The sequence below is a fragment of the Nonomuraea mangrovi genome (genome assembly GCF_042681425.1).
Taxonomy (GTDB): Bacteria; Actinomycetota; Actinomycetes; order Streptosporangiales; family Streptosporangiaceae; genus Nonomuraea; species Nonomuraea mangrovi.
The window spans coordinates 164,846-182,806 of record NZ_JBHUFV010000079.1; the positions used below are offsets into that span (position 1 = coordinate 164,846).

A 17,961-nucleotide genomic window follows, 5' to 3' on the forward strand; every position below is an offset into this window, starting at 1 on the left:
CGGGCTCCCCGGCCTCTCGGGCTCCCTGGCCTCTCGGGCTCCCCGGCCTCTCGGGCTCCCCGGCCTCCCGGCCTCCTTCGGGCGGGGCTCAGACGCCCGCCACGATCCCCTGCGGCACCAGCGGGATCGGGCCGAACGACCAGCAGAGCATGCTCATGGTCTTGCCCCGCCTGGACATCTCCGGCATCGCCATGAAGCCGAACGCCGACGCAGGCCGGCGGCCGGTGCGCATCATGTCGAGCAGTTCGGGCCCGTGGGTGCGCAGCCTACGCTCGGTCAGCAGCCCGAACCCCCACGCGAACAGCACACCGGTGACCAGGCCGACCGCCACGCCCGCCCATCCGAAGAACGCGGCGGCTCGCCGGGGTCGGGTTTGGAGACCGGCGCCGGAAAGGGCGCTCCAGGACGAGCGCGCCCCGCGTCCCGATCGAGGGCCGCCCCGAGTGGGAACCGCCGGGGGTCAGGCGCGGAGGCGGAGACCGCGGGGAGTGGGGTGGAATCCGGCCGTCTCCAGCGCCGCCGCCAGCGGCGACTCGTTGATCGACCCGCCGTCGGCCCGCTCCACCGTCAGCTTCCCGAGCGCCCCATCCCGTACGGCCAGCGCCAACGCGTCGACCGCGGGCTGCAGCCGTCCGTCATCGGCGAACGACAGCAACGTCTTCCCGCCCCGCTCGACGTACAGCACGAGATGCCCGTCGACGAGCACGACCAGCCCGCCCGCCTTGCGACCCGGCTTGTGCCCCACGTCTCCCGGATGCGCGGGCCAGGGGAGCGCCGCGCCGTAGGGGTTGGCGGGGTCGGCCGCCGCCAGCACCACCGCGCGCTGACCCGATCCGTCCCCGAGCCCGACCGAGGTCGAAGGATCGCCGGAAGGAGCCCCGTGGAAACCGGACCCGCCGGTGGCGTCCGGTGACAGTGCGCGCATCCGGTCGACGGCCCCTGGCAGGGCGAACTGCGCCCCGCCGAGCCCCTCGACGAAGTAGCCCCGCCGGCATCGCCCGCTCTCCTCGAACGCACGCAGGACCTGGTAGACGGCGGCGAACCCGCCGGGCAGCCGCTCGGCCATCACCGCTCCGCGCGTCACCACTCCGTGCCGTTCGAGCAGGGCCTCCGCCTGCGCGTGCGCCCGCTGCGTGGTGTCGGGCGACGGCGAGGGCAGCAGCCACCACCGGCCACCGACCAGCGGGGAGCCGCTCCGAGACGGCAGGACGGCCCGCCGTCTCCGGGTCGTCGCGGGCCGGTGCGCGGGCCGGCCCGAGCCGAGCGTCGCCCTGAGCGGAGCGAGCGTGTCGCCGGAGACCCTGCCCGACCAGACGAGGTCCCACAGGGCGGCGGTCAGCGTGAGGTCGTCCAGCGATCCCACCCGGTCGGACAGCCCGCGGAAGAACAGGGCGCCTCCGCCGCCGAGCACGTCGAGCACCTGCTTGTGCAGCGGCGTTGTGGTGATCTCGGCGGGCGGTGCGAGCAGCAGGGGGGCGGTGTCGGCGAAGTACAGCGACACCCAGCCGTCGCCGCCCGGCAGCGACCCCTGCCCTGCCCAGATGACCTCTCCCGAGGAGGTGAGCTCGTCGAGGAGCGCGGGGTGGTAGCCCGGCACCCGCGAGGGCAGCACCAGCGTCTCGAGAGAGGAGGCGGGCACCGCCGCGCCCTGCAGTTGCTCGATGGCGTTGACCAGGGCGTCCATCGATCGGGCCGCGCCGATCGCCCCGCCGACGGCGGAGCCTGCCCTGCCGGAGGATGCGGGGCGCCCCGAGATGCCGTGCCAGCTCGGCGCGAACAGCGCGAGCGTCTCCGGCGGTACCGGCTCGACCTCCTTGCGCAGCCGCGCCAGCGACCGGCGCCTGAGCATCCGCAGCACACCCGCGTCGCACCACTCCTCGCCGCGGCCGCCCGGCCTGAACTCGCCGCTCACCACCCTGCCCTGCGCGGCCAGACGGCGCAGCGCGTCGGTGACCACCGCGACGCCGAGCCCGAACCTGGTCGCCGCCGTGGCGGCGTGGAAGGGCGTGCGGGTGCGCGCGTGCCTGGCCACGAGGTCGCCGAGCGGGTCGGCGACGGGCTCGAGGAAGGCGTGCGGAACGCCCACGGGCAGGGGTGCGCCGAGCGCGTCACGCAGCCTGGCCGCGTCCTCGATCGCCGCCCACTGGTCCTCGCCCGCGATCCGCACGCTGATCGCCCGGCGTGCCCGCTCCAGGTCGGCCAGCCACGCGGGGTCCCCGCCGCGCACGCTCACGTCGGCGGCCAGCAGCGGCCCGTGCGAGCGCAGCAGGTCGGCGAGGTCCTCGGCGTCGCGCAGCGGCCTGTCGAGCCTGGCCAGCTCCCGCTCGGCGTCGGCGATCACGTCTGGATCGAGCAGTTCGCGCAGGTCGGCCTGGCCCAGCAGTTCGGCGAGGAGACTGGTGTCGAGCGCGAGCGCCTGCGCCCGCCGTTCGGCCAGCGGCGCGTCGCCCTCGTACATGAACGCGCCGATGTAGTGGAACAGCAGCGAGGCCGCGAACGGCGAGGCATGCGAGGTCTCCACTTCCACCACCCGCACCCGCCGCGCCGCGATGTCACGCATCAGCCGCACGAGCCCCGGCACGTCGAACACGTCCTGCAGGCACTCGCGCATCGTCTCCAGCACCACGGGGAAGCTCGCGTACTGCGAGGCCACCCCGAGCAGGTGAGCGGCTCGCTGGCGCTGCTGCCACAGCGGGGTGCGCTTGCCAGGGGTACGGCGCGGCAGCAGCAGCGACCGCCCCGCGCACTCCCTGAAGCGTGAGGCGAACAGCGCCGAACCGCCGAGCTCCTCCGTGACGATCTGCTCGATCTCGTCGGCGTCGAAGGCGGCCACATCGCTCGGCGGTTCGGCCAGCGTGTCGGGGATGCGCAGCACGATGCCGTCGTCGGAGTGGACGGCCTGCACGTCGACGCCGTAGCGCTCGCGCAGCCGCCGGTTGATGGCCAGGGCCCACGGGGCGTGGACGCGCGCGCCGTAAGGAGAGTGGATCACCACGCGCCAGTCGCCCAGCTCGTCGTGGAAGCGTTCGACCAGCAGCGTGCGGTCGTCGGGCACGTAGCCCGTCGCCTCGCGCTGCTCCTCCAGATAGGCGAGCAGGTTGCCCGCCGCCCACTCGTCTAGCCCCGCCGCCCGCATCCGCTCGATCACGCCGTCCGCTGGAGACCCCCCGTCCGGTGGAGAACCGCCGTCCGGTGGAGAACCGCCGTCCGGTGAGGACCCGCGGCCCGAAGACGAACCGGTCGCGCCGTCCGTGGAAGCCGCGCCGCGGCCGCCCGCCGTACGCTGCCCGGAGGCGACCTGCTTGGAGACAGCCTTCCCGGAGGCGGCCTGCTTGGAAGCGGCCTGCTTGGAGGGAGCGGTTCCCGAGGAGGACAGCTCGCGGAGGAAGGCTCCGATGGCCCTGCCCAGCTCGGCGGGTCGCCCGGGGGCGTCGCCGTGCCAGAACGGCAGCTTGCCGGGCTGGCCAGGCGCGGGGGAGACCAGCACCCGGTCGGCCGTGATGTCCTCGATCCGCCATGAGGTGGCGCCGAGCACGAACACGTCGCCGGCCCGCGACTCGTAGACCATCTCCTCGTCGAGCTCGCCGACCCTGGAGCCCTTCTCGCCGACCAGGAACACGCCGAACAGCCCGCGGTCGGGGATGGTGCCGCCGTTGGTGACGGCGAGCCGCTGAGCGCCCGGACGCCCCTGCAGCACGCCGGTCACCCTGTCCCACACCAGCCGGGGGCGCAGCTCGGCGAACTCCTCGCTCGGGTATCGGCCCGCGAGCATGTCGAGCGTCGCCTCCAGCGCGCTGCGCGGCAGCGTGGCGTAGGGCGCCGCCCGCTTGACCACCTCTTCGAGCTCCTCGACCGTCCAGTCGTCGAGCGCCGTCATCGCCACGATCTGCTGGGCGAGCACGTCGAGCGGATTGCGCGGATAGCGCATCTCCTCGATCTCGCCGCTGCGCATCCGCTCGGCGACCACCGCCGTCTGGATGAGGTCGCCGCGGTACTTGGGGAAGATCACGCCCTTGGACACCGCACCCACCTGGTGCCCTGCCCTGCCGATCCGCTGCAGGCCGCTGGCCACGCTCGGTGGCGCCTCCACGCAGGCCACCAGGTCGACGGCGCCCATGTCGATGCCCAGCTCCAGGCTGGAGGTGGCGACCACCGCCGGCAGCCTGCCCGACTTCAGCGCCTCCTCGATCTGCGACCTTTCCTCCTTGGACACCGAGCCGTGGTGGGCGCGGACGATCTCGGGAACCGCGCCCTTGCTGGCCCCCGCCTGCGCCATCATCTCCGCCGGTGGCCGGGTGACCGGGGGCTCGTCGCGCGGTGTCTCCCATATCGACAGGTCGATCGCCTCCGCGCCCTGCTCGCGCTCGTAGGCGAGCTCGTTGAGCCGCGTGCACAGGCGCTCGGCCAGCCGCCGCGAGTTGGCGAAGACGATCGTCGAGCTGTGGGCCTCGATCAGATCGAACAGCCGGTCCTCCACGTGCGGCCAGATCGACCTGCGCGCGGGCTCCTGGACGAAGGCGTCGGGATCGGTCATCGGCTGCGCGTCGAGCTCCGTCATGTCCTCGATCGGGACGACGACCTCCACCTCGAGACGCTTGTCGGAGGGCGGCTGCACCACGGTCGCGGGGCGCGCGCCGCCGAGGAAGGCGGCCACCTCGCTCACGGGCCGCACGGTCGCCGAGAGCCCGACGCGCTGGGCGGGCCTGTCGAGGAGCGCGTCGAGCCGCTCCAGGCTGAGCGCGAGGTGCGCGCCGCGCTTGGTGGCGGCGACCGCGTGCACCTCGTCGACGATCACCGTCTCCACGCCGCGCAGCGCCTCTCTGGCCTGGCTGGTGAGCAGCAGGAACAGCGATTCGGGCGTCGTGATGAGAATGTCGGACGGCTTGGCGGCGAACCGCCTGCGGTCCTCCGCCGAGGTGTCGCCCGAGCGGATCGCCACCGAGATCTCGGGTACGGCGAGGCCGAGGCGTCGCGCGGTCTGCCTCATCCCCGCCAGCGGGGCCCGCAGGTTGCGCTCCACGTCGACGGCGAGCGCCTTCAGCGGCGAGACGTAGAGCACCTTGCAGGACTTCTTCGGCTCCTTGCCGGAGGCCGGGGGGGAGGGGGCCTCGGCGGCGAGCCTGTCGAGCGACCACAGGAACGCGGCGAGCGTCTTGCCCGAACCCGTGGGCGCGACGACCAGCGTGTTGTCGCCGCGCGCGATGGACTCCCACGCCCCCAGCTGAGCGGGCGTGGGCGCCGCGAAGGCCCCGGTGAACCAGTCACGGGTCACCCTGCTGAAGTGGTCGAGGACAGTCACCTCATCATGGTGCCTTCTGGCACCGACAAAACCGAATCCCGGCAGCTCAGGCCGACTGTGACCCCTCGCCGAAGCCGCGCGGCGCACCGGCCGGTGTCAGGCCTCGACCGGGCGGGCCCGGCACATGGCTGCGGCCCCGGGCAGCCCTGAGGACGATGCCCAGCCGCCGCGTGCCATGCCGTACCGGACAGGAAGATTTGAAGATCTTTGACTGGTATTTCCCATTTTTTCGTTTTTATCCGCATACTGCATGCGTGCATAGCTACGACGAGCGCCTCACCACCCTGGTCTTCGACTACATGAGGCAGCGCCTCGCCCTGGACCCCGTACCCCTCGACCATCCGGGCGAGAAGGACAAGCTGGATGCCGCGCTCGCCGGGCTCATCACTCCGGAAGGCGCCGACCCGGCCAAGGTGCTGGACATCTACGACCAGCAGCTGTCCCGCGCGGTCATCTCCGCCGACAGCAACCGCTTCCTGTCCTTCATCCCCGCGGCCCCCACCAAGGCCGCGCTGCTGTTCGACATGGTCGTCTCCTGCGCCTCGCTCCAGGGCATCAGCTGGCTGGAGGCCTCGGGCGCGATCGCCGCGGAGAACCAGGTCCTGCGCCTCATCGCCGACTACGCGGGCCTGCCCGAGACCGCGGGCGGGTGCTTCGTCTCCGGCGGCAGCGCGGCCAACCTGTCCGCCCTTGTCGTGGCCAGGGACACGGCCAACGTGCCGAACGCGAAGATCGCCGTGAGCGACCAGGCGCACTCCTCGATCTCCAACACCCTGCGCATCATCGGCGTCGAGGCGCTCGTCGTGCCCTCGGAGGACCACCGTCTCACGGGCGCGTCCCTGCGGAAGGCGCTCGAGGGCCAGGAGAACGTCATCGGCGTCGTCGCCACCTCGGGCACGACGAACGCCGGCATCGTCGACGACCTCAAGGGCGTCGCCGAGGTGGCGCGCGAGCGCGGCCTGTGGTTCCACGTCGACGGCGCGTACGGCGGCGCGGGGCTGTTCGCCCCTTCCGTACGGCACCGCTACGAAGGCATCGAGCACGCCGACTCGTTCGTGGTCGACCCGCACAAGTGGCTGTTCGCCCCGTTCGACTGCGCCGCGCTCGTTTACCGCAATCCCGGCCTGGCGCGTGCCGTACACACGCAGGACGCCTCCTACCTGGACGTCCTGCACACCGACGGCGGCGAGTGGAACCCCACCGACTACGCCTACCACCTGACCAGGCGCGCCCGCGGCCTGCCGCTGTGGTTCTCGCTCGCGGTCAACGGCACCGACGCCTACACCGAGGCCGTTGAGCGCGGGCTGAGCCTGGCGAGGGAGACGGCCGAACTGATCAAGGAGAGCGACCACCTGGAGCTCATCCGCGAGCCCGAACTGTCCGCCGTTCTCTTCCGCCGTCCCGGATGGACCGCTCAGGACTACTACGACTGGTCCGAGCGGCTGCTGGCCGGGCAGATCGGATTCGTCACCCCGACCGGCTGGGAGGGCGAAACCGTCGCGCGTTTCGCTTTCCTGCACCCCGGCACCACCATCGAGATCGTGAAGGAGATTGTCGCCACCATGCGCGATTGAGAGGGGACTCCCGGGGACATAGAGCGGGAGAGGTGAGCGACGTGACCATCGACTATCCAGCCATCGAGGCTGATCGCGAGCGCATCAAGCGGGAGTACCTCCTACCGCACCGACCATCGAGCAGCGCACGCGGCCTGCACCACTTCGCGCTGATCTCCTCCGATGTGGAGCGGACGATCCGTTTCTACCAGGAGCTCCTGGAATTCCCCCTCACCGAGATCTTCGAGAACCGCGACTACAAGGGCTCCAACCACTTCTTCTTCGACATCGGCAACGGCAACCTGCTGGCCTTCTTCGACTTCCCCGGGCTCGACCTCGGGCCGTACCAGGAGGTCCTCGGGGGGCTGCACCACATAGCGATCTCGGTGGACCCCGCGACGTGGGAGCGGCTACGCGGCAAGCTGGAGATGGCCGGCGTGCCGCACCAGATCGAGAGCGGCGCCTCCATCTACTTCAAGGACCCCGACGGCGCCCGGCTGGAGCTGCTCGCCGACCATCTGGGAGAGATGTACGGCTCGCGTGTGCTGTAACCGCTTATCTCCGTGATGCCCTGCGGGTACGCGGTGCGCCCTCGCGGGGTTCGCGTCTCAGGCCGCCGTGCCGCTCGGCACGTTCGGCCTTCTCCTTCTGTACGGCGAGCCGCTGCTGGAGGAGCAGGCTGCGGCGACGCTCCCGATGTGATCTGGCGGTGGCTGACGGCTTGGGCGCCGTTTTGGGGGTTTTCGCCATGCACGATGTCCTACCCAGTCTGGAGCCGGTTCCATACTGGGTAGATGCGCCTGACCGAGTTCTGGAGACGGATGCGCGCCCACTTCGGTGACGAATACGCCGAGTCGTGGGCCAAGGACTACGTGCTCTCCCCGCTGGGAGGGCGCACCGTCGAGCAGGCCCTCGCGCAGGGCGAGAGCGCCAAGGACGTCTGGCGGGCGGTGTGCCAGGTGGAGAACGTCTCCAGCAAACTGCGCTGACCGCTCGGGGGGAACGGGTGCACACCTGCTCGTGCTGTACGGCCGGGCCTCGGCTCGTCGTCTTCACCGGGGGTCCAGGATCGGGCAAGAGCACATTGATCGGCCGCCTGGGCCTGTTCGCCTCGGAGGAGGCCGGACGGGCGATCATCCAGGACCAGGTGGCGATCGGCGGCTTCGCGCTGCCGTGGAAGGACGTCGAGCTGTTCGCCGAGCTCATGCTGAGCCACGAACTGCGCTCCTACCGGCTCGCCGCGAGCAGGGAGGGCACGGTCGTCTTCGACAGGGGGGTGCCCGACATCGCGGGCTACCTGCGGCTGGAGGGGCGCCAGGTGCCCGCCCACGTCGACGCCGCGGCCAGGAGCTTCCGCTACCACCGCACGGTCTTCGTCGCGCCCCCGTGGCCGGAGATCTACGAGAACGACGCCGAGCGGAAGCAGACGCCCGAGGAGGCCGAGCGGACCTACGCGTCCGTGTCCTCGGCCTACCTCGACTACGGCTACGAGCTGGTCGAACTGCCTCGCGTCCCCGTGGAGGAGCGGGTCGCCTTCGTGCTCAGGCACCTGCGGCGAGCTTGAGCAGGACGACGCCGCCGATGATCGCGGCGAAGGAGACCAGCTTGGGCGCGGTGATCTTCTCCTTGTAGACGAGGGCGCCGAGGACGACGGTGCCGATCGAGCCGACGCCGGTCCAGATGGTGTAGCCGACGCCGACGTCGAGGGTTCTGAGCGCGAGGCTGAGGGTGAAGATCCCGCCCGCGGCGGCCAGCAGGGTGAAGACCGACGGCCACAGGCGGGTGAAGCCCTGGGTGGCGTTGGTGCCGAGCGCGAAGCCGATCTCGAAGACGATCGCGATGGAAAGGTGGATCCAGGCCATGGTGGTGACTCCTCAGACGGTGGGCGTGGTGGGGGAGAGGCGGTCGGCCAGCTTGAGGCCGAGGACGCCGCCGATGATCAGGACGAACGCCAGGGCCTTGCCGGGCGTCATCGCCTCCTCGAAGATCAGGGTGCCGAGCACGACCGTGCCCACGGAGCCGATGCCGGTCCACACGGTGTAGCCCACGCCGACGTCCAGCGTCCTGAGCGCCAGGCTGAGGAAGAAGATCCCGCCTGCCGCCGCGGCGATGGTCAGCAAGGAGGGGCCGAGCACGGTGAAGCCTTCCGTGGCGTTGGTGCCGAGGGCGAAGACCACCTCGAACACGGCGGCGACGAGCAAGTAGATCCATGCCATGGGGGACTGAACTCCTTCATTAATTGCTTGTACATGCATATTCTGTGCATACATATAGAGTGGGTGTCAACACGCGAAGGAGGAACAGATGGCGACGCTCGACGACGACATGTGGGTCGGGGTGGTACGGCTGCACGCCAGGGTGGAGTACGAGCTGTCCACCGCGCTGCAGCGGCACGGTCTCGGCCTTTCGGAGTACAGGGCGCTCTGTCATCTGTCCACGGCCGTGGGCGGCGAACTGCGCATGCAGGAGCTCGCCGACCTGCTCGGGCTCAACCAGAGCTCGGTCACCCGCCTGGTCGGACGGCTGGAGGCCTCCGGCCTGACCCGTCGCGACCTGTGCGCCAACGACCGCCGAGGCGTCTACACCGTGATCACCGACGCGGGCAGGGAGCGCAAGGAGGGGGCGGGCGCCACCTACGACGAGACGCTCACGGCCTCTCTCGACCGGGCCGCCGCCGACGGCCTGGAGTCCACCGTGGCGGGCCTGCGGGCGGCTTTCGTCGGCCGGTAGGCGGTCTCGCCCGGGTCGCCCGCCGGCCGCGGACACCGTATCGCGGTGATCACGCCAGGAAGGAGGCATCCCCTCGCGCTCAGCCTGACCGGCGGCAACCGCAACGACGTCACCCAGCTCATGCCGCTGCTACGGGGCATTGCGCCCGTTCGCTCCGGCCTGGGCGTGCATCGGTGGGTGATCGAGCAGACGCTCTCGCTGCTGCACTGGTTCCGTCGCCTGCGCATCCGCTGGGAGATACAAGACGACATCCACGAGGCTTTCATGACCCTTGCCGCGGCGATCATCTGCTGGCGCCGCCTCGTCCGCTGATCTTCCTGCCAGGGAACGCGAGGTGGTGCAGGAGCCGGCCGCAGACCAGATCATTTTTGTTAGGGGCTCTCAGGTGGCTTCGGCCAGCGAGGTGTGAAGCGCCTCCGCCGTACCGGCGAGATCGTCGGCGTGCCCCTGGCCGCCCGGGGACCACAGGAAGACCCACGCGGTCGCCGACGGAGTGGCGAAGATGATGGTCTGGCGGCCCGTACGCGGGTGCCACACCCACAGCACGGGGTCGTCGCCACCGACCATCCGCCCGACGAGCCCGCAGTCGGGGAGCAACGCCGCGAGCGCCTCCAGGTGGGCGCGCCGCTGCCCGGTGTACGTGCTCGTCACGTCGCCGCCTCTCGACCTTTTTCCCAGGATCTCCCCAGGTCAGCGCCATGGCAACAGGCCCGGCGTATTGTCTGGGAATGTCGGTCGGGGCCGGTGTGACTGTTGGCGTGTTCGAGGCGCGATCGAACAGCCGTTCGGCTACCATGAGAAGCGCCGGACCGCGGCTTCCTCGGGTCGGCGGAAAATTGTCGGTCCCACCGCGTAGCTTTCACTCGACCGACCAGACCACGACCCTCCGGGGAGTTCCCATGGCTATCAACGACCGCGAGAAGGCCCTTGAGACTGCCCTCGCACAGATCGAGCGGCAGTTCGGCAAGGGCTCCGTCATGCGCCTCGGCGATGACGCCAGGGCTCCCATCGAGGTGACCCCGACCGGTTCGATCGCGCTCGACGTGGCGCTCGGCATCGGCGGCTTCCCCAGGGGCCGCATCGTCGAGGTCTACGGTCCCGAGTCCAGCGGTAAGACCACGGTGGCGCTGCACGCGGTGGCCAACGCGCAGCGGGCCGGCGGCATCGCGGCGTTCATCGACGCCGAGCACGCCCTCGACCCCGAGTACGCCAAGAAGCTCGGTGTCGACACCGACGCCCTGCTCGTCTCCCAGCCCGACACGGGTGAGCAGGCGCTCGAGATCGCCGACATGCTGATCCGCTCGGGTGCCGTCGACATCATCGTCATCGACTCGGTCGCGGCCCTGGTGCCCAAGGCCGAAATCGAGGGCGAGATGGGCGACAGCCACGTCGGTCTCCAGGCCCGCCTGATGTCCCAGGCGCTGCGCAAGGTCGCGGGCGCGCTCAACAGCACCGGCACCACCGCCATCTTCATCAACCAGCTCCGCGAGAAGATCGGCGTCATGTTCGGCTCGCCCGAGACCACGACCGGCGGTAAGGCGCTGAAGTTCTACGCCTCGGTCCGCCTCGACATCCGCCGCATCGAGACGCTGAAGGACGGCACGGAGGCGGTCGGCAACCGCACCCGCGTCAAGGTCGTCAAGAACAAGATGGCGCCGCCCTTCCGCGTCGCCGACTTCGACATCCTGTACGGCGTGGGCATCTCCCGCGAGGGCGGTCTCATCGACATGGGCGTGGAGCACGGCTTCGTTCGCAAGTCGGGCGCCTGGTACACCTACGAGGGCGACCAGCTCGGCCAGGGCAAGGAGAACGCGCGCAACTTCCTGCGCAACCACCCTGACGTGGCCAACGAGATCGAGAAGAAGATCAAGGAGAAGCTGGGCGTGGGCCCGCGGGTCGACGCCCCCGCCGAGGCCGCCGCTCCCGCCGCCCCTCCGGCCCCCGCCACCACGGGCCGCGGTTCCAAGGCCTCCACGCCCAAGCCTGGTGACGTCTGATCCGGTTTGAGTCATGAGCATGTCGTCGGACCCTGACCAGAAGCCGCCCGGTTCCACCCCGGAGCCGCTTCCGCCTCACCCCCCTGCCCGCCGACGGGCAGGCCAGGGTCCCGACAGCTCCGGCCCCGAGGCCGCGCGCGGCTCCCTCGGGGACTCTCCGCCCCACCCCGCGGGCGGCGAGTCTCTCGACAACGACACTGCCATCGCACAGGCCGGCGACGGCTCATCCGGGATGGGCCGGACCAGCGACGACGGCGTCGCCAGGGACGCTTTCGGCCAGAACGGCCCCGGCGGCTGGGGCGCCGCCGACCAGGCATCGAACGGATGGGGTGCTGACGACCAGGCCCCTGACGGCTGGGGCACGCGGGGCTCCGGCGTGTGGGCCGCGCGTGAGTCCGACCCCTGGGGCGTGCGCGATCCTGACGGCTGGGGCCCGGGCCACAGTCGGCGGCCCGACGGCTGGGGCCCGAATCCTGGGGCGTGGAGCCCGAGGTCCCGGGATGCGAACGACTCCAGTCCGAGCGCCTCGGGCACCAGCGGCTCCGGCGTGAACACCTGGGGCCCGGGCGGTCCCGGTTCGGGCGCTTGGGACAGGGGCGACTCGGCCCCCTGGGACGTGACCGGCTCTGGTCCGGGCGCCTGGGACACGGGGAGCTCAGGCTCGAACGCCTGGGACACGAGCGGATCCCGTCCGAACACATGGGATGCGGACGGCTCCGGTCCGAACACGTGGGACTCGGGCGGGTCCGGCCCGAACGCCTGGGATGCGGGCGGCTCCAGCCCGAACGCTTGGAGCGAGATCCCCGACGGCTTCGCCGATCTCGCCGCGCCCCGCTCCACCCGATCACGTGGCACCACAAGTCAGGAGCCGGAGCACGGCCCCGCGTGGCCGTTTGCCGGAACCGGCCCAGCGTGGTCGCCCCCCAGCAAGGCTGACCCGCCCGCCGACCCCCTTGCAACCAGCCAGGACCGGTCCCAGGACGAGGCGCCGGAGCAGGCCGCCTCGCCCGCCCCGAGCGGGAGGGCCGACACCACGCAGTCGGGCAGAGAAGAGGGCGACCTCCCTCAGGAGAACGTTGGGTCTGCGCAGGGTGTCGACCTCGTGCAGGGCGCTGCGGAGGCCCTGTCGTCAATGGAAGCGTCACCCCGAACGGCGGACAGGACCCGTGGAGACGGCACCATTTCGGCCGACCACAACCAGGTTCCCGGCTCTGACCGGGATACTGGCTCTGACCACGGCACGGACGCCGATCGCGACACTGACCGCGACGTCGATGCCGACGTTGGCCGCGTCATCGACGCTGGCTCTGACCGCGGCACGGAGGCCGACCGCGACACTAAGGGCGACCTCGACGCTGACGCCGGCCGCGGCGCTGACCGCGAGGCCGACGCTGGCCGCGGCACCGACGCAGGCTCCCACCGCGATCAGGACCTGAGCCGCGGCCAGGACCTGAGCCGCGACCAGGGAACTGATCATGATCCTGGGCTTCGCGTTCAGTCCACGGGTCGATCTCGGAGGATGCAGATCGGGCCGCCCGCCGACGAGGCCGACCACCCGGGGGCGGCGCACGACTGGGGTGCGTGGCCGGACGTCGCGCAGCGGGGGCCGCGTCCGAAACGTCGACCCCGTTCACGATCGTCGTCGGGTGAGTGGGCCGTTCCCGATGGAGGGCTTGGCTCGGGCGATGACGGCGGCCGCTCCTACGAGTGGCTGGACTCGGGTGACGACGGTGGCCGGCCGTACGGCGGGTTGGAGTCGGGAGACGACGGCGACTTCCTGGACAGAGGGCTCGGCTCGGGAGACGACGGCTCGTCGGGGCGTCGCCGGACGTCGCGCTCCCGCAAGAGTTCGCGTCGCAACCGGGACGACGGCTGGCCTGATGCCGATGCGGGGACCCGATCCGTTCGAGGGCGGACCGCCTCCGGGGGAGACGGCTCCTCTGCCGCGGGGGGTGTGTCTTCATCCGGCGCTTGGGGCGCTGGGCGGGCTGGGCGCTCCCATGGACGTGACAGCTTCGACTCCGTGGGTGAGCCGCCCGCGTGGGCCAGGGGCGAGGGCGGCTCGTCCGACTCGACGCCTGATGGCGCATGGCCTGAGCCGACTCCCTACAACGGCCGTTCTACCGGCTCCGGGGCGTCTGACTCCCGGAAGGCATCCGGCTTCCGGAAGGTTGGCGGATCCCAGACCGGGGCGTCCGAGGGATGGCCAGATGCCGTCCCTCGACGTCGAAACGCCGGAGAAGCACGTCAGGACGCCTCTCTCGAGGAGCGGATCGGTGCGAGCCAGCCGGAAGTCTCCCGTGATGAACGGGATGGTGCAGGGCAGGCGGAGGTCTCCCGCGACGAGCGGGTCGGGGCGTCGCGTCCACAGGTCTCCCGTGGCGAACGGGGTGGTGCGGGCCAGCCGGAGGTCTCTCGTGACGAGCGGGGTGGCGCGTCGCGTTCGGAGGTCTCCGGTGACGAACGGGCTGGTGATCGGCGCCAGGACATCTCCCGCGACCGGCACGCGGAAGAGGAGCACCAGAGCGTCTCTTCCGACCCGCGGACTGGCGGATGGCAGGAGGGCGGATTCCCGGCCGGAGCGTCCGGTGAGGGAAACGACGGTTACTCCGGCGCCGGCCGGCGGGGCGGCTCTGCGAGGGGCGGCTGGCCGGGTGGCGGCGCGGGCGGCCTGTTCGGCGAGACCTCAGGACGCGGCCCCGATGAGTCGGAAGACGGTCCTGATGAGGGGCGACGCGGGGGCCGGGGAAGGCGGCGTGCCGGTGGGGCGCGGCGAGGGACGGGGAGAGCGCGTTCGGCCGGATGGGCGGATGGGCCGCAAGAAGGTTCCGTGGCGGGCTCCGGTCCCGAGGCGGACCCGGAGTCGGTCGCGCGTGCCATCTGCCTGAGGTTGCTCACGATGGCGCCGAAGACGAGGGCGCAGCTCGCCGAGGCGATGCGGAAGCGCGATGTGCCGAGGGAGGCGGCGGACGCCGTACTGGATCGGTTCACCGAGCTGGGGCTGATCAACGACGAGGCGTTCGCCGAGGCGTGGGTGGACTCGCGGCATCACGGGCGCGGGCTCGCGCGGCGGGCGCTGGCGGCGGAGCTACGGCACAGGGGCGTGGACAGCGACACGGTCAACGAGGCCGTCGAACGCGTCGACACCGACCAGGAGGCCGAGACGGCGCGCAGGCTCGTGGAACGCAAGCTCGCCTCGACCCGTGGCCTGGATCCGCAGGCCCGTACCCGGCGGCTGGCCGGGATGCTGGCGAGGAAGGGATACGGGGCCGGAGTGGCCTACCGGGTGGTCCGCGAGGCGCTGGAGAACGAGGGCGTCGCCGTCGAGGACGACTTCCCCGAGGCATGACCGTCGCATGGCCGGGGCGGGAAGGTTCGCGGACGTCCGCGTGGCCGTGGGTTTGCCCCCGGATGGGGCGGTGCGCGGGCTCGGGCGGGCCGGAGGGCGGGCGGGCGGAGGGTTCCACCTGATCCGCCTGGGGTCCGCGCGGGCCGGTGAAGAAGGTCGTCGGATGTCCGAAACGATCGGGGTGGGTGATGGCCGATTCGGCGTGTGCGCAGGGGGTATTCGGGTCGCTGCGGCGGTCGGGTCATGGGTCGGTAAGAGCTGCTGAGATCTGGGTAGCTCAAGTGCGTCAGATGCGGATTAGCTGGGTAAATGACGGCATGTCGGCCATTCCAGGCAAGATCGTGCGGTATGTGCTCGATTCGGTGGTAGGACACGCTTGACAACACGTCTTTGCTTGCCCGTTACCTCTTCGACGCATAACCTCGACGGCAGTGAGGAGTTACTCCGCGCAGTGCGGATTGCCATACCGGTGAACTACGGACGAGCGAGCTCGATTGACCATGAACGACACGGTGGCGGCTGTCCAGGTCGGCGCCCGGTCCGCTTTGGCTTGATATTTGTCCTGGTGGAGACACCGATGGGGCGATCCGTGCCGTGCACGTGACCCCTCCTGAGGCGTTTGGAAATTTGTGACGCGAGGAGGGCGGGGCGCACATGGAGACGCCTGTCGTGGTGTTGGCGGTTGCGGTGCTGCTGCTGGCATGCGTGATGATCGTCGCGTTTGTCATACTTCTGCGCCGCACTGCCGCCCTGGCGCCGCCCAAGGTGTCCAAACCGTCGCCTGACGCGCTGGCCGAGGTGCACGCGGAGTTGGAGGAAGCGCGCCGCGAAGCCGTGGAGATCAGGGACAAGGCCCAGTCCGACGCCGTTGAGATTTTGCGCAGGTCCGAGGTGGCGGCCGAGTCGGCCGCGCAGATGCGGCAGGAGGTCGAGGAGGAGAGCCGCATCCTGAAGTCCGAGCTGAAGGAGCTGCGGGCCGACCTGGAGCGGAGAGAGAACCGCCTGGGCGAGCGGGAGCAGCGGCTCGACGAGGAGACGCGCAGACAGGTCGAGCGCGGTAGGAAGCTGGCCGAGACCGAGACCGAGCTGGCCGACCGGCGTGAGGAACTGCTGCAGGTCGAGAACGAGCGCAGAACCATCCTCGAGCGGGTGGCCGGGCTGACGGCCGAGCAGGCCAAGAACGAGCTGGTCAAGGAGATCGAGAACCAGGCCAAGCGCGAGGCCGCGCTGATCGTCAGAGAGATCGAGGGCGAGGCGCGCAAGGAGGGCGAGAAGCGCGCCACCAAGATCGTGACACTGGCGGTGCAGCGGGTCGCGGCCGAGCAGACGGCGGAGTCCGTGGTCAGCGTGCTGCACCTGCCCGGTGACGAGATGAAGGGCCGGATCATCGGTCGTGAGGGGCGCAACATCAGGGCGTTCGAGTCGACGACCGGGGTGAACCTGATCATCGATGACACGCCCGAGGCGGTGCTGCTGTCCTGCTTCGACCCGGTGCGGAGGGAGACGGCGCGGCTGACGCTGGAGAAGCTCGTGCTCGACGGGCGGATCCACCCGCAGCGCATCGAGGAGGCCCACGATCGCAGCCGCCAGGAGGTGCAGGACCTCTGCGCCCGGGCGGGCGAGGACGCGCTGGTGGAGCTCGGGATCACTGACATGCACCCAGAGCTGACCTTGCTGCTCGGCCAGCTGCGCTACCGCACGAGCTACGGTCAGAACGTGCTCAAGCACCTGATCGAGTCGGCGCACATCGCCGGCATCATGGCCGCCGAGCTCAAGATGAACCAGCCGCTGATGAAGCGGTGCGCGCTGCTGCACGACATCGGCAAGGCGCTGACGCACGAGGTCGAGGGCAGCCACGCGCTGATCGGCGCGGAGATCGCCCGGCGGTACGGCGAGCACGAGGACGTCGTCCACGCGATCGAGGCGCACCACAACGAGGTCGAGGTGCGGACCGTGGAGGCGGTGCTCACGCAGGCGGCCGACGCGATCAGCGGGTCCAGGCCAGGAGCGCGGCGCGAGTCGCTGGAGGCCTACGTGAAGCGGCTCGAGCGGCTGGAGGAGATCGCCACCTCGTTCGACGGGGTGGACAAGGTGTTCGCCATGCAGGCGGGGCGCGAGATCCGCGTCATGGTGAAGCCGGACGCGATCGACGACATCCAGGCGCAAGTGATCGCGCGCGACGTGGCCAAGCAGGTGGAGGAGGAGCTCACCTACCCCGGCCAGATCCGCATCACAGTGGTCCGCGAGTCCCGAGCGACCGAGTTCGCCCGCTAGCCGGCGACTGTTCTTCCTCCTTCTTTGCACGGCCCGGCACGGGCGGCTTGTACGGCCCGGCACGGGAGGGGCTTCTTGTACGGCCCGGCACGGGAGGGGCTTCTTGTACGGCCCGGCACGGGAGGGGCTTTTTGCACGGCCCGGCACGGGCGGCTTGCACGGCCCGGCACGGGAGGGGCTTCTTGTACGGCCCGGCACGGGAGAGGCCACCGGGGTCACCGGTGACCGCCCGTCCTCCCACGCATGCTCCAGCGGGACTTCGGTGGCCCGCCGTCACGTCGGGGATGTTGGCCGGGTTCTTCGAGATCGGGTGAGGTTCTCCCGATGCGGTGGGTTCGACGGCGACCACCGCCTGAGATGCCCGAGAGGTTTCCTCGCCGTGTGGGTGGATGTCACGTAACGGCGCGTGGGAGACCGGCCCGTGATGACGACCGCCGCCGAAGGTGGTCGTGGCTGTCCCTCTGCGTGGGGGACGCCGCTCCAGGGCTGATCGCCCGTGGCACCATCCGCCGCGATGCCGCGATGCCGCGATGCCGCGATGCCGCGATGCCGCGATGCCGGGATGCCGGGATGCCGGGATGCCGGGATGCCGGGATGCCGGGATGCCGGGATGCCGGGATGCCGGGATGCCGGGATGCCGGGATGCCGGGATGCCGGGATGCCCGGGATACCGGGGCAGGGAAGCAGGGTGCCAGGAGGCCGGGACGCCAGGATGCCGGGTGCCGTGCCGGGGTGCTGGGTGTCGGGGTGGGGAGTGTG

14 protein-coding genes and 1 pseudogene are annotated in these 17,961 nt (G+C 70.9%); 9 read left to right on the forward strand and 6 right to left on the reverse strand.

Annotation, left to right across the window (positions count from 1 at the left end; genetic code table 11):
• Positions 1-88: 88 nt before the first annotated feature.
• The gene (locus ACFSKW_RS47075) at positions 89-331 is read right to left on the reverse strand and encodes a hypothetical protein (RefSeq protein ID WP_379581139.1); all 243 of its coding nucleotides are present in this window, start codon (positions 329-331) and stop codon (positions 89-91) included.
• Positions 332-460: 129 nt separating this feature from the next.
• Positions 461-5,299, reverse strand: a complete 4,839-nt coding sequence (locus ACFSKW_RS47080) for an ATP-dependent helicase (RefSeq protein WP_379581140.1) — start codon at positions 5,297-5,299, stop codon at positions 461-463.
• A 254-nt stretch (positions 5,300-5,553) separates the two neighbouring features.
• Here ACFSKW_RS47080 and ACFSKW_RS47085 point away from each other — a divergent pair, with 254 nt between their 5' ends.
• The 4 genes from ACFSKW_RS47085 (at position 5,554) to ACFSKW_RS47100 (ending at position 8,416) form a co-directional block, all read left to right on the forward strand.
• Positions 5,554-6,873, forward strand: coding sequence for a pyridoxal phosphate-dependent decarboxylase family protein (locus ACFSKW_RS47085; protein ID WP_379581141.1), 1,320 nt, complete (start codon positions 5,554-5,556; stop codon positions 6,871-6,873).
• A gap of 32 nt (positions 6,874-6,905) precedes the next feature.
• The gene (locus ACFSKW_RS47090; RefSeq protein WP_379581142.1) at positions 6,906-7,403 is read left to right on the forward strand and encodes a VOC family protein; all 498 of its coding nucleotides are present in this window, start codon (positions 6,906-6,908) and stop codon (positions 7,401-7,403) included.
• Positions 7,404-7,646: 243 nt separating this feature from the next.
• Positions 7,647-7,841 (forward strand): DUF3046 domain-containing protein, encoded by a 195-nt coding sequence (locus tag ACFSKW_RS47095; RefSeq protein ID WP_379581143.1) that lies wholly within the window; start codon positions 7,647-7,649, stop codon positions 7,839-7,841.
• A 17-nt stretch (positions 7,842-7,858) separates the two neighbouring features.
• Entirely contained in the window at positions 7,859-8,416 is a 558-nt protein-coding gene (locus ACFSKW_RS47100; protein WP_379581144.1) for an AAA family ATPase, read from the forward strand.
• On the opposite strand, the gene ACFSKW_RS47105 is transcribed toward ACFSKW_RS47100, so the two are convergent.
• Both ACFSKW_RS47105 and ACFSKW_RS47110 read right to left on the reverse strand, forming a co-directional pair.
• Positions 8,394-8,714, reverse strand: coding sequence for a DMT family transporter (locus ACFSKW_RS47105; protein ID WP_379581145.1), 321 nt, complete (start codon positions 8,712-8,714; stop codon positions 8,394-8,396). The genes ACFSKW_RS47100 and ACFSKW_RS47105 overlap by 23 nt on opposite strands.
• Before the next feature lie 12 nt (positions 8,715-8,726).
• Complete coding sequence (locus ACFSKW_RS47110) at positions 8,727-9,068, reverse strand: DMT family transporter (RefSeq protein WP_379581146.1); 342 nt, start codon at positions 9,066-9,068, stop codon at positions 8,727-8,729.
• 88 nt (positions 9,069-9,156) lie between these two features.
• Here ACFSKW_RS47110 and ACFSKW_RS47115 point away from each other — a divergent pair, with 88 nt between their 5' ends.
• Both ACFSKW_RS47115 and ACFSKW_RS47120 read left to right on the forward strand, forming a co-directional pair.
• Complete coding sequence (locus tag ACFSKW_RS47115; RefSeq protein WP_379581147.1) at positions 9,157-9,582, forward strand: MarR family winged helix-turn-helix transcriptional regulator; 426 nt, start codon at positions 9,157-9,159, stop codon at positions 9,580-9,582.
• Positions 9,583-9,597: 15 nt separating this feature from the next.
• Positions 9,598-9,894: pseudogene (locus tag ACFSKW_RS47120) on the forward strand (transposase family protein); the annotation flags it as partial.
• Positions 9,895-9,963: 69 nt separating this feature from the next.
• On the opposite strand, the gene ACFSKW_RS47125 reads toward ACFSKW_RS47120, so the two are convergent.
• Complete coding sequence (locus ACFSKW_RS47125) at positions 9,964-10,233, reverse strand: hypothetical protein (RefSeq protein WP_379581148.1); 270 nt, start codon at positions 10,231-10,233, stop codon at positions 9,964-9,966.
• A gap of 248 nt (positions 10,234-10,481) precedes the next feature.
• Here ACFSKW_RS47125 and recA point away from each other — a divergent pair, with 248 nt between their 5' ends.
• Positions 10,482-11,579 (forward strand): recombinase RecA, encoded by a 1,098-nt coding sequence (gene recA, locus ACFSKW_RS47130; RefSeq protein ID WP_379581149.1) that lies wholly within the window; start codon positions 10,482-10,484, stop codon positions 11,577-11,579.
• A 1,141-nt stretch (positions 11,580-12,720) separates the two neighbouring features.
• Here recA and ACFSKW_RS47135 read toward each other — a convergent pair.
• Entirely contained in the window at positions 12,721-13,056 is a 336-nt protein-coding gene (locus ACFSKW_RS47135; protein WP_379581150.1) for a hypothetical protein, read from the reverse strand.
• 42 nt (positions 13,057-13,098) lie between these two features.
• On the opposite strand from ACFSKW_RS47135, the gene recX reads away from it, so the two are divergent.
• Both recX and rny read left to right on the forward strand, forming a co-directional pair.
• Positions 13,099-14,928 carry a recombination regulator RecX gene (recX, locus tag ACFSKW_RS47140; protein ID WP_379581151.1) on the forward strand — a complete coding sequence of 610 codons (1,830 nt, stop codon included), beginning with the start codon at positions 13,099-13,101 and terminating at the stop codon, positions 14,926-14,928.
• A 654-nt stretch (positions 14,929-15,582) separates the two neighbouring features.
• Positions 15,583-17,202: a ribonuclease Y gene (gene rny, locus ACFSKW_RS47145; RefSeq protein WP_379581152.1), complete on the forward strand. Its 1,620-nt coding sequence runs from the start codon at positions 15,583-15,585 to the stop codon at positions 17,200-17,202.
• Positions 17,203-17,961 lie beyond the last annotated feature (759 nt).